5 protein-coding genes, 1 tRNA gene and 3 pseudogenes are annotated in these 14,812 nt (G+C 65.0%); 2 read left to right on the top strand and 7 right to left on the bottom strand.

The window, feature by feature from the left end:
- Window positions 1-208 precede the first annotated feature (208 nt).
- From MVF96_RS01055 to MVF96_RS01025, 7 genes and pseudogenes are all read right to left on the bottom strand, one after another.
- Window positions 209-281 (bottom strand) — tRNA-Arg (locus tag MVF96_RS01055).
- 67 nt (window positions 282-348) lie between these two features.
- A complete protein-coding gene (locus MVF96_RS01050; protein ID WP_247450855.1) occupies window positions 349-2,940 on the bottom strand; it encodes an AAA family ATPase in 2,592 nt (863 codons plus the stop codon).
- A complete protein-coding gene (locus MVF96_RS01045) occupies window positions 2,937-4,199 on the bottom strand; it encodes a metallophosphoesterase family protein (protein WP_418930453.1) in 1,263 nt (420 codons plus the stop codon). The genes MVF96_RS01050 and MVF96_RS01045 overlap by 4 nt, the downstream gene beginning before the upstream one ends.
- Window positions 4,200-4,282: 83 nt before the next feature.
- Window positions 4,283-5,191, bottom strand: a pseudogene (locus tag MVF96_RS01040) (serine hydrolase domain-containing protein); the annotation flags it as partial.
- A 348-nt stretch (window positions 5,192-5,539) separates the two neighbouring features.
- Window positions 5,540-6,421: pseudogene (gene thrB / locus MVF96_RS01035) on the bottom strand (homoserine kinase); the annotation flags it as partial.
- Between the two features lie 5 nt (window positions 6,422-6,426).
- Window positions 6,427-7,512, bottom strand: coding sequence for a threonine synthase (thrC, locus tag MVF96_RS01030; RefSeq protein WP_247450853.1), 1,086 nt, complete (start codon window positions 7,510-7,512; stop codon window positions 6,427-6,429).
- Window positions 7,505-8,350: pseudogene (locus MVF96_RS01025) on the bottom strand (homoserine dehydrogenase); the annotation flags it as partial. The pseudogene MVF96_RS01025 and the gene thrC, both read right to left, overlap by 8 nt.
- A gap of 554 nt (window positions 8,351-8,904) precedes the next feature.
- On the opposite strand from MVF96_RS01025, the gene MVF96_RS01020 reads away from it, so the two are divergent.
- On the top strand, window positions 8,905-12,315 hold the full coding sequence (locus tag MVF96_RS01020; protein WP_014924724.1) for a helicase-related protein: 3,411 nt from the start codon (window positions 8,905-8,907) through the stop codon (window positions 12,313-12,315).
- Window positions 12,315-14,774, top strand: coding sequence for a hypothetical protein (locus MVF96_RS01015; RefSeq protein ID WP_014924725.1), 2,460 nt, complete (start codon window positions 12,315-12,317; stop codon window positions 14,772-14,774). The genes MVF96_RS01020 and MVF96_RS01015 overlap by 1 nt, the downstream gene beginning before the upstream one ends.
- Window positions 14,775-14,812 lie beyond the last annotated feature (38 nt).

The following is a 14,812-nucleotide window of genomic DNA, read 5'->3' as shown; positions in this document are numbered from 1 at the left end:
GAAACTCTCCAAACTCAGTACTGAGATCGACACTCGAGGGAATATTGCTCTCGAGTACTCATCTCGGTACTGAGCTTTGGGAGCTCGCCCAGGCCAACTGAAAAGCCCACGCACGAGGCGTGGGCTGGACAGATACTTGGCACCCACGTGAAGTCATTCCAAACCAAGGCGGGCGCACACCGACCAAAGGTCGGCGCGGATGTCACAGTGCCCCCCGCAGGATTCGAACCTGCGACCTTCTGCTCCGGAGGCAGACGCTCTATCCCCTGAGCTAGGGGGGCGGGTCAAGCGAGAGCAACATTAGCGCACCTGCCCCGTGCGCCCCAACACCGGGGGCGACCTGGTGCGTCAGACGGCGATCAACGTCGCGTCGCGGACGTCGCGATAGCGGTCGGGCGTGCAGGTCAGGACGATGATCTGAGAGTCGCCCGCGGCATGTCCCAGGACCTGGGCCATCGAGGTGAGGCGCTTCGGGTCGGAGTATCCGAGTGCGTCGTCGAGGATCACCGGCACGCCGTCGGCCTCGTCGACGAGAGACGCACACGCGAGCCGCGCGAGCAGGCCCAGCTGTTCGCGGGCCCCACCCGACAGCGACTCGACGTCGACGGTCACCCCGTCGAGAGTGCGCGTCTGGATCTGGAAGTCGTCGGCGACTCCGAACCGAACGCCGTCTCCGAACACGGGGCCGGCCAACTCCTCGAGGCGACGTGTGAACGGGTCGACGTACCTCGCTCGGCTCTCGGTCCGCTTTCGTTGCAACGTCTCGAACAGCACCCGCGCACCGGCCGCGCGTTCGGTCACTCGCCGAAGCGTCGCGACAGCCGCGTCGTTCTCCGCGACGGCGTCGGACAGTTCGTCGAACCGGCCGTCACTTCGGCAGACCTCGAGACGGGTTGTCAATTCCGTCTGGGTCTTGCGCTCATCGGCGATCCTCGAACGTGTGCGGTCGAGCGCAGCTTCGGCTTCCTCATAACGTGCACGAACGCCCTCGACATCCGTACGCGCAGCGTCCAAGGCGACCTTCGACGCCGCGACCTGTGCGTTCTCCAGGTCGCGGGCGGCAGCCGACGACAACGAGACCAGGTCTGCATCACTGGCCTCGGCCACTGCCCGCATCAGTTCTTCACGAAGCGCGACGGCGGTCTCGGCCGCCCTCTCACCGGACTTCTCCCAGACCTCCGCTCGGCTCGTGTGTTCACGGGCGCGCGCAGACTCCACGTCACGAGCCCGCTCGGCGGCGGCGTGCGCGTTCGCAGCGTCTCGCTCCCGGATGCGAAGGGCGCCGAGGTCGTCGACTTCTTCCGGCTCGACGTCTGGAATCCGCGCGTCGACCACGGCTCTCTCCGCGGTCAGGTCGTCGACGCTGTTCTCACCGAGTTCTCTCCGGAGCGCACGTTCCACCTCGCGGACCCGACCATGCGCCTCGGTGCGTCGTGCGGCGGCCGGGACGACATCCGACAGTCGCCGGACGCCGCATCGACGGACGAGCTCGGTCGCCTCCTCACGCAACGCCTCGAGTTCGTCGGCCAACGCCTGTGCGTCGTCTCCCGGCACCACGCGCACCCGGACCTCTGCGGCGTCGACAGACACCGTGTGTCCGGCCTTCACCGTGGTCTCGTCGGTGACCGGTTCGCCGTCGACGGTCACGGCGCCGCCCAGAGGAGTCACGATCACTGTCGGAGCTCCGGCGTCGACTCGCGCTTGAGCTGCGGCGATCGCACGGTCCAGGTCCACTGCGCGAGCCGCATCGGCATCAGTCGCGACAAGGTCGCTCGCAGCCTTCACGGCCTCGTCCAACTCCTCCTGGAGCCGGGCGGCCTCAGCGAGCGTCGAATCGAGCTCAGCACGCCGACGGTGGTCACGCGCGACGACCTCTGCCGCCTCGGCTGCGGCTATCCGTTCACGCAGGCCGGTCAGCCTCTCCTGCGCCGCGGTCGCCTCGATGTCGAGTTCCTCGGCACGCTGCGCTGCCGCACGAGCATCGTTCCGCGACGACTCGACAGCCGCACGGCCGGACGCCACGTCCGACTCCGCTTGTCCGAGACGAGCACGCAGACCCTTGCGTTCGTTGACGGCCTTCGCTGCCGTCGTGGCCTCGGCCTGCCGCTGAGCGACGACCGCTTTCGACTTGTCCAGCTTCTCCACAACCGCGTCCGCTTGCGCGACCTCTGCCGCCAGCCTCGCCACCTCGACGCGCTGTTCGGACTCCAGTTCCGACAACTCGGCGATGGCGGCGGCGACACCGGGCAGTCGGTCTGTCGCCTCTTGTACGGTCGCGAGGATCCGTTCCCGTTCCGCGACCGCGTCCGATGTCTCGATCGCCGCCCGCTCGGCTGCCAACAGTTCGCCGGTCGGTCTGCCCTGTGCCGCGGTGAAGTAGCGCTGGTATTCAGCCGTGACCGCAGCGAGGAGGTCCTGCGTCTGGGGGCTCTCCCCCGCCTGCTCCACGTCGACGTCGCCCGCTGCGCGGTCGAGTGCTCGCGACAACGCGGAACTGTCGGTCAGCGCCCCGAGTTCGGGGTCGGTCGACTGGAGCAGACTCAGAGCCCGGTACAGCGTGCGGTCGAGAGACGCGTCCAGGATCTGTTCGACACGCTCGTGCGCCGCCCGGCCGGTCAACTGCTCGGCTTTCGGCTCCAGAATCGTCAGGGCCGTCTCGGGCGCTTTGTTGAAGCGTTTGAAGTACTCGAAGCGCCATGGCCCACAGGAGATCTCGGCAGTCACCTCGCTTCCGACGTCGCGGCCCGACGGCTGCACCGACCGCACGCTCGCCTTGCTGCTCTTGTCCCGCGTCGTCAGCAGAAGGTCGAGCGCCTCGACCATCGACGACTTGCCCGCTTCGTTCTCGCCCTCGATCACGGTCACACCGGCGTCGGCGAACACGACTTCTCGTTCGACGACACCGCGGAAGTTCACCACCTTCAGCCGATGAACCCTCACGCTCGACTCCCGGCCAGGCGCAGAAGCAACGACAGCGCCGACCGCGCCTCGGGATCGTCGGCCGCCCGTTCGGCGATCTCCGCAGCCGCGCTACCCGCATATCCCTGCAGGTCCAGGCTGTCGAGATCGGCGTCGTCGGACACCACGACGAGGTTGTGCTCCCGGTCCCATGTCGTCAGCCCCGCGAAACGGTCGCCGAACTCGTCGAACAGTTCGTCGAGGGCGACGTTCTCGGCCACTGTGAGGGTGCCGACGAGACCGAGCTGCACCACGGTCCGGGGCTTGTCGGTGATCGCGCTGAGCGTCGCCCGCAGCCGATCGACGTCGGCGATCGAATTCATGTCCTGAGTCAGCGTGCGGAACGCCCACTGACCGACGCGGTGCCGTCGAACGTCGATCGACCGCTCTCCGCCTCGCCGGAGCGTCACCTGCAGCACATGGCCGGGTTCGGTCTCGACGTTGTCGAACGCCGTGACTTCGGGAGCACCGGAATACCAGACCCGCCCGGTGTCCCCGACGGAGGTGACAGAGTGGCGGTCGCCGAGTGCGACGTAGTCGACGAGACCTGCCGCGGTCGCGGCGTCGACGCGGGCGCTGGCGACGATCGACGGGTCAGGGTTGGGACTGAGGCTGTCCATGCCGCCGTGGCCGACGACGATCCGGATGTCGTCGGACGGTCCGAGGCCGGACAGCTGGTCGGCGATCAGGTCGGACGACGGGTGTTTGGTGTGCCACGGAGCGGCCACGATGCTCACGCCTTCGCGGATCCGGACCACCCCCGGTTTGTCGAGAACGTGGACGTTCTCCGGGCAGGCGCGCACGAACTCCACCGACGTGTACACGCTGGTCGCGTCGAGTGGGTCGTGATTACCGGGCAGCAGGTAGACGGGAACCGGGTAGTCGCCGAGCGAATCGAGCGTCCTGCGAATGATGCGGGTGGAGACACGAGGATCGTCGAACACATCGCCGCAGACCACGACGAACTCGGCACCGGTCTCCGCGGCCACCTCTCCAATGCGGATGACTGCGGCGTCGCGTGCCGCCGCATACGTGTGCTGAGACTCGCCCGGAAGAAAGCGCCGAGTCATCCCGAGCTGCCAGTCGGCGGTATGAAGGAACGTGACCTCCGGATCGGCGGCAGGAGCAGGCGGAGCGGGCTCCGCTCGCTGCTTCGGCGCCCTTTTCTTCGTCGGAGCAGGCGAGGCCTCGGGGAGATCGAGCTCGAAGAGCGGCTCCATCTCGTACATCGGTCGGCTCATCGGTCCCCCTCTCCAGATCTCAGCGATCGACTCGCCTGAAATACTACGAGCGGGGTCTGACAATTCCCGATTCCGGCACGCGGTCAGGCGCGAGAAGTGATCCGATCGGCCATGGCACGGAACGCGGGCAGGGCTTCCTCCATATTCGTGTCAGCCTGAAGGTCTTCACTGTTCTGCGCGATCACGACGTTGTCGCGGGGCGACACGTACACGTACTGGCCGAGGATGCCGACGGCGAGGAAGTCGCCGCGGTCGCCGTCGCCCAGCCACCATTGATAGCCGTAGCCGTACACCGAGCCGCCGTGCAGTGCACCGTTCGCGACCTGCGCCGACTGCACCGATGTCGCCTCCTTCACCCACGCGGCAGGCACCACCCGGCGGCCGTTCACCACACCGCCGTTCATGAACAGCTGGCCGAATCGCGCGAAGTCGCGAGTGGTCGCGTGATACGAGGCGTACGCGATCGCCGAACCGTAGTAGTCCTCGCCGACCGGCGTCGGGTTCTTCATCCCGGCAGGCTTCCAGATGTTGTTCTGCACGAAGGTGGCGAGCGGCTGGCCACTGGTCTTGGTCACGAGGCGTCCGAGAACAAACGTGTCGAGCGAGGCGTAGTTGAACTTCTTGCCCGATGACGTCGTCCGGACCGACTGTCGAGCCTGGTCGATCAGCGGCTGCCCGAGCACCATCCGGATCGTGGTGCCGGTGGCCCCGTCGGTGACATTCGCGTAACTCGACTCGTCGTACCTCTGGCCGGACGACATCTGCAGGATGTGCTTGATCGGCACGCCGTCGTATCCGGAGCCTCTCAACTCCGGGAGGTACTTCGTGATCGGATCGTCGACCGACTCGATGAGGCCTTTGCCGAGCGCGATGCCGACTGCCGTCGAGGTGATCGACTTGCCGACCGACCACGAGTTGAAGTGACTGTTCATCGTGTAGCCCGCGAAGTACCGCTCATCGAGCAGTTCGCCGTTGTGCAACACCACAAGCGCGCGTGCGGACGTACGTCGAAGGTAATCGTCGAAGGTCCGCGTCTTGCCCTGGTAGCGGTACGTCGCCCCGAGTCGTCCGGGGACCCTAGGGAGTTCGACGGGTGTCGACGACGGCGCCATGGTCGTCGTCTTGTAGAAGATCACATGGGGAAGAACCGGGAGCGACTCCGGCTCCGGCACCGCGCCCGCCGGCGCCGTGATGAGACCGAGTGAGACGGCGACCGTTGCGGTGACGGCGAAGGCGCGGTGACGCATGAGCACGGGTGAGCTCCTTGGGAGGGATCTGCTCGAGTGGAACGACTCGAATGCAACCACCCGGTCACCACCGTTGTCAACAGCGGTGACATCTCCGAGGTCGATCGTGCCCAGGACCAGCACCGACGGCCCCGCACCCGACACCGTTGCCGCATGCCCGCGGTCGCGCAGCGCATTCATCAGACCGCTCGACGCAGGCATCGCGGATGCCCTATAGGTCTGATGCAGACGATCGCTGGTCGCATCCATCAGGCACGTCGGATCCGTCGTGAGGGCGACGACACCGAGCGCCACACGGCTCACGTTGAACACAGCGTCCTCACGCGGGACCGCGTCGGGCAGAAGTCCGCGCGTCTCGGCAGTCGACGACTGCGTCTGCGGAACGAAGGACGTCGCCTTGATCGACGGGTGCAGCGGCAGTTTGCGCGCGAAGAACTCCGTGTCGCCGTGGGTCCAGGTGACGACACCCGATCCGAGAACGGACGCCGCGGCGTTGTCGGGGTGCCCCTCGAACTCGCTGGACAACTGGACGAGCTGAGTCTGCGTCAGCGCAGGACGACGTGCATCGGCGACGAGCAGGCCGGACGCTGCCGCGAGGCCGCCGACGACGGCGGCCGCCGACGAGCCGAGACCACGAGAATGCGGGATCGCATTGACACAGTGCAGCGCGATGCCCGGCGCCGAAACGCCCGCGGCTTCCAGGCCGCGGATCACAGCGCGTGCCACCAGGTGACGTTCGTCGAGGGGAACGTCGCCCGCCGACTCCCCTTCTGCAGTCACCACGACACCGGTGCCCTGCTCCGTGACCGTCACACTGACCTCGTCGTACAGCCCGAGAGCCAGACCCAGGCAGTCGAACCCGGGGCCGAGATTGGCGCTCGACGCGGGCACCCGCACACGTGCGGTCACTCCGGGGGTCAGCACCAGCTCGGCGTCAGGCGCACCGATCGTCACAGCGGTCACAGCGTTCTCCATGGATGTCAGCTGACGCCGAGGGCACGAGCGACGGCCACCGGATCAACCGGAATGGCGTCGACCTTCGGCATGCCGAGCAGCGCGGTGTCGGGGTCCTTCAGACCGTTGCCGGTCACGGTGCACACGACGGTGGACCCTGGCGTGACCCAGCCCTCTTCGTGTGCGGCGAGCAGACCGGCGACGCTGGCTGCCGAGGCGGGCTCCACGAAGACGCCCTCACGGCCTGCCACCAGGCGGTAAGCCTCGAGGATCTTCTCGTCGGTGGCCGCGCGGAACTGCCCGTTCGACTCGTCTTTTGCAGCGACGGCCTGATTCCAGCTGGCGGGCGATCCGATGCGGATCGCGGTGGCGATGGTCTCCGGGTCACTGACCGGTGCACCGTTGACCAGCGGCGCGGCGCCCGCGGCCTGAACGCCGAGCATGCGCGGGAGCGTGTCGATGACGCCGTCCGCGTGGTACTCGCGGTAGCCCTTCCAGTACGCGGTGATGTTGCCCGCGTTGCCGACCGGCAGTGCGTGGATGTCGGGAGCCTTGCCGAGAACATCGACGATCTCGAACGACGCCGTCTTCTGTCCCTCGATACGTGCCGGGTTCACGGAGTTCACGAGTTCGATCTCGGTGAACTCGGCCGTCACCTTGCGGGCGAGCTCCAGACAGTCGTCGAAGTTGCCCTGCACCTGGATCACCTGAGCGCCGTGCATGACCGCCTGGGCGAGCTTGCCCATCGCGATCTTGCCTTCGGGGATGAGGACGGCACAGGTCATTCCGGCGCGAGTGGCGTACGCGGCAGCCGAAGCCGACGTGTTGCCGGTCGACGCGCACAGGACGGCCTTCTTGCCGTTGTTGACGGCGTTGGTGACCGCCATCGTCATGCCGCGATCCTTGAACGAACCGGTCGGGTTCAGTCCCTCGACCTTGAGGTACACCTCGCAACCGGTGATCTCGGAGAGGACAGGCGCTGCGATGAGCGGCGTCGCACCTTCGTGCAGGGTGACGATCTTCCAGTCGTCCTGCACGGGCATGCGATCGCGGTAGGCCTCGATCAGTCCGGGCCAGCCCTGGTGGACGGGCTGATGTGCGGCGTTAGTCATTGGTTCCCTCCAGGCGGAGCACGCTGGACACCTTGATGACGGAGTCCATCTTCTCGATTGCGGCGACGGTCTCCGACTGATCGCGGTCGGAGGCGCGGTGTGTGACGACGATCAGGCGCGCGTTCTCGCCCGCGCCCTCCTGTCGAACGGCTGCGATGCTGACGTCGCGCTTGGCGAACTCTGCGGCGACCTGCTCGAGCACGCCCGGCTTGTCGGCGACCTGCATCGACACGTAGTAGCGGGTCGGAACATCGTCGATCGGGGCGATCGGCAGCGAAGCGTAGGTCGACTCGAGCGGTCCACGGCCGCTGTACACGCGGTTGCGCGCCGCCATCACGAGGTCGCCGAGCACGGCGGACGCGGTCGGCGCCCCGCCTGCGCCCTGGCCGTAGAACATGAGGCGTCCCGCGTTCTCGGCTTCGACGACGACAGCGTTGAAAGCACCGTTCACCGTTGCGAGCGGATGCTCGAACGGGATCAGCGCCGGGTACACGCGGGCGGAGATCTTCTCAACACCGTCTGCCTCGATGCGCTCGCAGATGGCGAGGAGCTTGACGGTGCAGTCGAACTTCTTCGCCGCCGCGAGGTCGTCGGAGGTGATCGACGAGATGCCCTCGCAGTACACGTCGCTCGCCGTGACACGCGAGTGGAACGCGATGGACGCGAGGATCGCAGCTTTGGCGGCGGCGTCGTGCCCTTCGACGTCGGCGGTCGGATCGGCCTCCGCGTACCCGAGTCGACCTGCTTCGGCCAGGACCTCGGCGTAGTCGGCGCCGGTCTCGTCCATCGCGGACAGGATGAAGTTGGTGGTCCCGTTGACGATGCCCGCGACGCGAGTCCATTGGCAGACGGACATCGCGAGCGGCGAGCACGCGACTGGCCGCGAGTCCTTCAGAGATCGCGGCAGCCGCCAACGCGGCAGCGAGTGAACTATCGCGTCGACGGGATTATCGGGCGCTCGAGCGACGAGTCATCGAGCTCGCGAGTACGCCCGACACGTGGTTTACCGATTGGGCGCGGTCGGCGAGTCCGAGGAGGCGCGCGGCCGCACTCCCGTACGCGGTGACATGGATGTGGTGCGAGGTTGCTCAGGGGTGGTTGGACACCAGCCCGGCGTGGCCGCCGCCGGTGACCCGACAATCGAAGGCGGCTTATCGGGTGTTTCGTGACACGCTTCCGGAGGAGTTGGGGCGAGCATTGCGCGAACTCGCCGATGGGAATTCGAGGTGACGGGCGTCGGGTGGCACCTCAGCGAAGTCTTCGACAGCTTCTCAGCAAGCGTTCGAAGGCCTGGCAATGCCACTCGGTTTGGTCTCGTTGAATTCCCGGCGATGGCGAACCTGTCAGTGTTGACGGGTAGCGTTCGAGAGCTGTCAATGAGGAGGTCCACACGTGCAGCTTGAAGAGTTGAAGCCCGGTCTGCGAATCGAGGGTCTCATTCCCGCAGAGGTGATCACCGTCATCGCTGCCCAGTGGCATGGCACGGACGCACTCGCACTCACCTACCAGAACGCCTCAGGTGGCCTCGGCCAACGGGTTGTGTTCCGCAAGGACCAAGACAACCTCAGCGTCGCGGCCAGCGGGAGCCGCGCGTTCGACGCAACCGCCAGTGACTTCAAGCTCGTCGCCGAGGCCCAGCGCATCTCGCTAGCTGGGCTGTTCGATCCGATGTTGGCTGTCGCGACGAGCGACGTGCAGCCGTTGCCGCACCAGATTCGTGCGGTATACGGGGAGCTCTTGCCGCGGACTCCGCTGCGGTTCCTCCTCGCCGACGACCCAGGGGCCGGCAAGACGATCATGGCTGGCCTCTACGTCAAGGAGCTGTTGCTCCGCGACGACGTCAAGCAGTGCCTGATCATCGCTCCCGGTGGACTGGTCGAGCAGTGGCAGGACGAACTGTTTTTCAAGTTCGGGCTGCGGTTCGATCTGCTGACCAATCAGCTCATCGACGCCAACATCAACCTCAACGTCTTCGAAACCAACCCGCTGCTGATCGCACGCATGGACCAGCTCTCCCGCAACGAGGCACTCCAAGCCCAGCTCAAGGAGACCGAGTGGGATCTGATCATCGTCGACGAGGCACACCGAATGGGTGCGCACTACTTCGGCGGCAAGCTGGAGAAGACCAAACGCTTCCTGCTCGGGGAACTGCTCGGCCAGATCACCCGCCACCTCCTGCTGATGACCGCGACCCCACATTCGGGCAAGGAAGAAGACTTCCAGCTCTTCCTCACCCTGCTCGACCGCGACCGGTTCGAGGGCAAACAGAAGAAGTCTGTCGATGTCACCGGAATCATGCGGCGCATGGTCAAGGAAGACCTGCTGACGTTCGAAGGCAAGAAGCTCTTCCCCGAACGCATCGCCGAAACCGTGCCCTACGAATTGACCGAGGGGGAAAAGGACCTCTACGAGGACGTCACTCGCTATGTTCGCGAGGGCATGAACCGCGCCGACAGGCTCGGCGGCAAACGTAAGAACACGGTCGGCTTCGCCCTGACCGTTCTCCAGCGGCGACTCGCCTCCAGCCCTGAGGCGATCTACAAGAGTCTCGTCCGACGCTCCGAACGGCTGGAGCGCAAGAAGACCGAGATTCTTAACGGCACCTACAAGGAACCCGACGACGTCATCGGCTCAGGTGACTTCGACGAAGATGAATACAACGCCGAAGAGCTGGAGCAACTTGAGGAAGACGTGATGGACGCGGCCACCGCCGCCCAGACCGTCGAGGAGCTCAACGCAGAACTTGTCGAACTCGCTGATCTGATTGCGACCGCCAAGAAGGTCCGCGAGGCTGGCACCGACCGCAAGTGGACCGAACTCTCCACGATCCTTCAGGACAATGCACTGGTCACCGATTCCAACGGTTGGCCCCGGAAGTTCATCATCTTCACCGAGCACCGCGACACCCTTGACTACCTCCAGTCCAAGATAGGCTCCCTGCTCGGCAAGCCCGACTCGGTCAAGGCGATCCACGGCGGCGTCCGCCGAGGCGAGCGGCGCGTGATCACCGAGGAGTTCACCAAGAACCGCGACGTCCAAATCCTGATCGCGACCGACGCCGCCGGGGAAGGCCTTAACCTTCAGGCCGCGCATCTGATGGTCAATTACGACCTGCCGTGGAACCCTAACCGCATCGAGCAGCGCTTCGGTCGCATCCACCGCATAGGCCAGGAAGAGGTCTGCCGACTCTGGAACCTTGTAGCCTCCAACACCCGCGAGGGTGAAGTCTTCACCCGCCTGCTGGAGAAGCTCGACCAGATGCGCCAGACATACGGCGGCAGAGTCTTCGACGTCCTCGGCGAGGCCTTCACCGAAACCCCGCTACGCAACCTTCTACTCGATGCCATCCAGTACGGCGAGCGCCCCGACGTCAAGGCCAAGATGCACGAGGTCATCGACGCTTCGGTCGGGGATGGACTCAAGGACCTTCTCGATGAACGGGCACTGGCGTCGGAGAACCTGGCCGAGGCCGACCTGTATGCACTGCGCGCGGCAATGGACGAGGCACGCGCCCGCAGGCTTCAACCGCACTATATCGAGATGGCGTTCAAGGCCGCGTTCTCTCGCCTCGGTGGCCGCATCGTGAAGCGCGAACGGGGCCGCTACGAGATTGCAAACGTGCCCCAGCAGATCCGCGCCGCCGGAAAAGGGCCAATAGCCACAAAATACGACCGAGTCACGTTCGACCTCGGCAAAGTCCACGCAGAGGAGCTCAGCCGCGCCGACCTGCTTGCCCCAGGTCATCCTCTGCACGACGCGGTCATGGAAGAGTCCGTGCGCCAGTTCGGCGGCTCCCTCAACCGAGGCACGGTTTTGGTTTCCTCGACGCTGGAGGAGACACACCTGCTCGTGGGCGTGATCGAAGAGGTCGCCGATGCGACCGGAGAGTCCGTCGCACGTCGCTTCGGCTACGCCTACGTCGACAGCTTCGGTACCGTGACGCCTGCTGGCCCCGCGCCCTACCTGGACTGCGTGGCGGCACCCGAGAACGCCGTCACCGATTCAGCCCGCACCCTTCCGTGGCTGGCCGATGCTGAAGACAAAGCCACGAGCTGGATCATCGCCAACCAACTCCCCGACTACCTCGCCGACGTTCAGCCGAGGCGCCTTGCCGAGTTGAGTAAGGCACGTGACCTGGTCATCAAGAGGCTCGAAGGTGAACGCGATCGCCTCATCCTCGATGCCGCCGTCGCGGCGGAAAAGGAACGCGCCGGTGAGAAGCCGAAAGAATCTTCGGAGAGCCTGAATCGTAAGGCCGTCGAACTCGACGCCCGTCTACGCAAGAGGCTCGCACTGCTTGACCAGCAGCAGCTCATGTCGACCAAGCCACCACGCATCGTCACCGCAGCACTGGTAATCCCCATCGGGATGTTGGAGGCAGACCTTCCCGCGACCGCGCCGATCCACGCCAAGGAGACCAAGGAGGTCGAACGCCGCGGCGTCGACCTGGTCTTGGCCCGTGAGCGTGAACTCGGTCGTAAGCCCGTCGAGCAGGCTTTCAACAACCCCGGTTTCGACATCCTCTCCACCGACGCCAAGGGCGACACCTACCGCATCGAGGTCAAAGCGCGTATTGAAGGAGCGACCGACTTCTTCGTCACCCATAACGAGGTGATGGTCGGCAAGAACGCCGTCCCGCGCTACCGCCTCGCCCTCGTCCGCGTCGACTCACGCGGCGCCCAGCACGACGAGGTCCACTACCTCGACAACCCATTCGCCACCACCGACCTCGGTGACTTCAACGCCACCGGCATCCGAGGCGATTGGTCCAAGCAGTGGGCAAAAGGGAAGGCACCGTTTTGATGGCATCCAAGTCCTCCCGAAAACGGCGGAACAAGAAGCGCCGCCAGGACGCCAAAGCCTGGCACGCGGACCAACACGTTCGGGTAGCGCTGGACCGTGCCCTTGATACTGCTGAGTTGCTTTCAGAGGTCTTGAAAGCGACCGATCCTGCGGTGGAAGTTGAGCAGCGTATCGACGATGCGGCGACGCAGTTCGTCGAGGGATTCGCTGGCTACGACCCTCTGGGGACGCTTGAGGCCATTCGCATGATGACATTGCCGTTCGCCCCGGCGGGCGTCTCGCCGCCCGCCAGTGCGCAGAGCGGCCCAGCTGTCGCAGAGGTCTTGGCCGTTGTGCTCCGGTGTGCGGAGTCAGAGATGGATTCCGGTGTCGAACCCAAGCGCGTCGATCAAGACCTTTGCGGTGCTATCAGCGAGCGATTCATCCCTCTTGCTCAGGAGCTCCTCAACCTCGGCGCCGTCCGCGACATCCTGTCAGCTCAGAAGTTCGACGCCATGTCGCAGGTGGCCGCGTCTGTACGTGGCAACGGGCGCATGATGCGTGGAACTTCATACCCCGAGATGCAAAATGAGACGCTTCGAGGTCTGTTTGGCGCGCCGGTCGAAGCTGGGCTAAGAGCACTCCTCGGATTCGGCGTCGAGGACGCGCTGTCATTCCTCAACACCTGCGACCAGATGCAGATGGAACAGTTCAACGCGCGAGGTCAAGCTCTCGCCGATGCATTCAATGCGCTCGACGTGAGCGAGGAACGAACGCCCACAGATGACGAGAAGCGCATCGCACTCGAAGGACTCACCGGCATCTTCAATCCAAGTGCTACTCACGCGGCCGTCCCTGTCGCTGACGTGGCTGACCGAGCTGGACTATCGGCCGAGATGGGGACAAAGATTGCAACCTTCTTCGCACCACCTAGCCCGACCGAAACCGCAGGCACCGCGTTGCGGGCATACCTGGATGGCAACTCACCAGTGCGCTCTCATCCAATTGTTCTCCGAGATGACTTGGTGATGACCATCCACCCAGCGCTCATCGCGGACGCGGTGAAGCCGGCATTCGAAGACGCTCTGAAAAACTCAGTTCACTGGGAGATCTACGCGGCCCATCGTGGGAAGTATCTGGAAGACCGAGTCGCGCAGCTTTTCAACACGCTTGTCCCGGGGGTTACCTCGCACCATGGGATCGAGTACCTCGTACCCGCCAACGAGGCCGAGGAAGCCGGCGATCCCGTCGGCTACACGAAGTTGGTAGAGGGCGACCACTTGTTCATCCTTCACGACGTCGCGTTCATCGTGGAGGACAAGGCCATTCCTCTCAGCGATCGCTCGCGGACCGGTGAGCTGAACCCACTGCGCAGGAACCTTGCTACCGCCATCACGAAGGGGGCCGAGCAGGCAGGACGGATGAAGCAGCGGATAGTCGCGGACCACGGTCTTCGTCTCCGAGACGGGAGTTGGCTCGACCTTGCTGATATTCGCGAGATCCACTCCGTTGTCACAAGTCTGGACGACATGCCAGGAATCGCCACCGCGACCGCGAAGCTGATTGGTGCGGGGCTCCTATCGCCAGACAACATTCCCTGGACTGTCTCCCTCAACGACCTCGACCTCATCGCCCAACTCGTCGACCGCGCCGCGGAGTTCCTGCTGTATGTGCGGCGGCGGACCGAATCCAAGGCCACCGAAATGTTCATGGCGGTTGACGAGTTGGACCTCTTCTTACTGTTCTTCCGGATGGGCCTTTACGTCGAGCCCGATCCCGAAACGGCCTGGCGCGAGATGCCCTGGCGGGGCAAGCCGCGCACAGCGGACGTGCGCCGATTCAAGAAGCAGGTTCCCGGACTGGTCACCAGCCAGACAGATGAGCTCGATGCGTGGTTCTCCTCGAAGCACCCTCCAGCCGGTGCGGCGCAACCCGATGCAGTCGCGCCCAAGCCGCGCATGATTCCCTCCCCACTGGCCCCTCTCATCGACTGGCTCCAAGCGAACGCAATCTTTGGATGGTTGAGCATCGGAGCAAGCCTCCTGGATGGCTCGTCGGACGCCCAGCGGCAACTCGCGAGATACCCGATTGACCTGATCAACAACCCTGATCCCGACGGCAAACCGAGAAGCATCGGCCTCCCTTCGGGGCTCACCAAGGAGGATGGCTGGCTGCTCGTATGGATGACGCGACCGGCGGCGATGGACGTCGCGCAGGTAGTCCGCCGAGCGCACGCCTACATGTTGGCGAAGAAACACCAACTCGGGTATCGCCGCGGAGCGTCGTTTGTGTACGACGAACCCAGCGGCCAACCCATCGGCGCCTCGTACGACTCAGGTCAGACGGAGGTCGAACCCGAGGTCCTCGCCGAGGTGGTCGCGTCGCTGAGACCGCCCGGCAGCATCGAAACACCAGCGCAGATGACGCAACGTCGTCGAGCAGAAAGACGTGCCGCCAAGCGAAAGAAGCGTCGACGATGAGGTCGACCGTCTCCGCTGCCCCCTGAGGCCGCCTTCGA

The sequence above is a fragment of the Gordonia hongkongensis genome, from assembly GCF_023078355.1.
GTDB lineage: Bacteria > Actinomycetota > Actinomycetes > Mycobacteriales > Mycobacteriaceae > Gordonia > Gordonia hongkongensis.
Note: the sequence above shows the minus strand (reverse complement) of the source record. Positions and strands in the feature narration are given on the sequence as shown.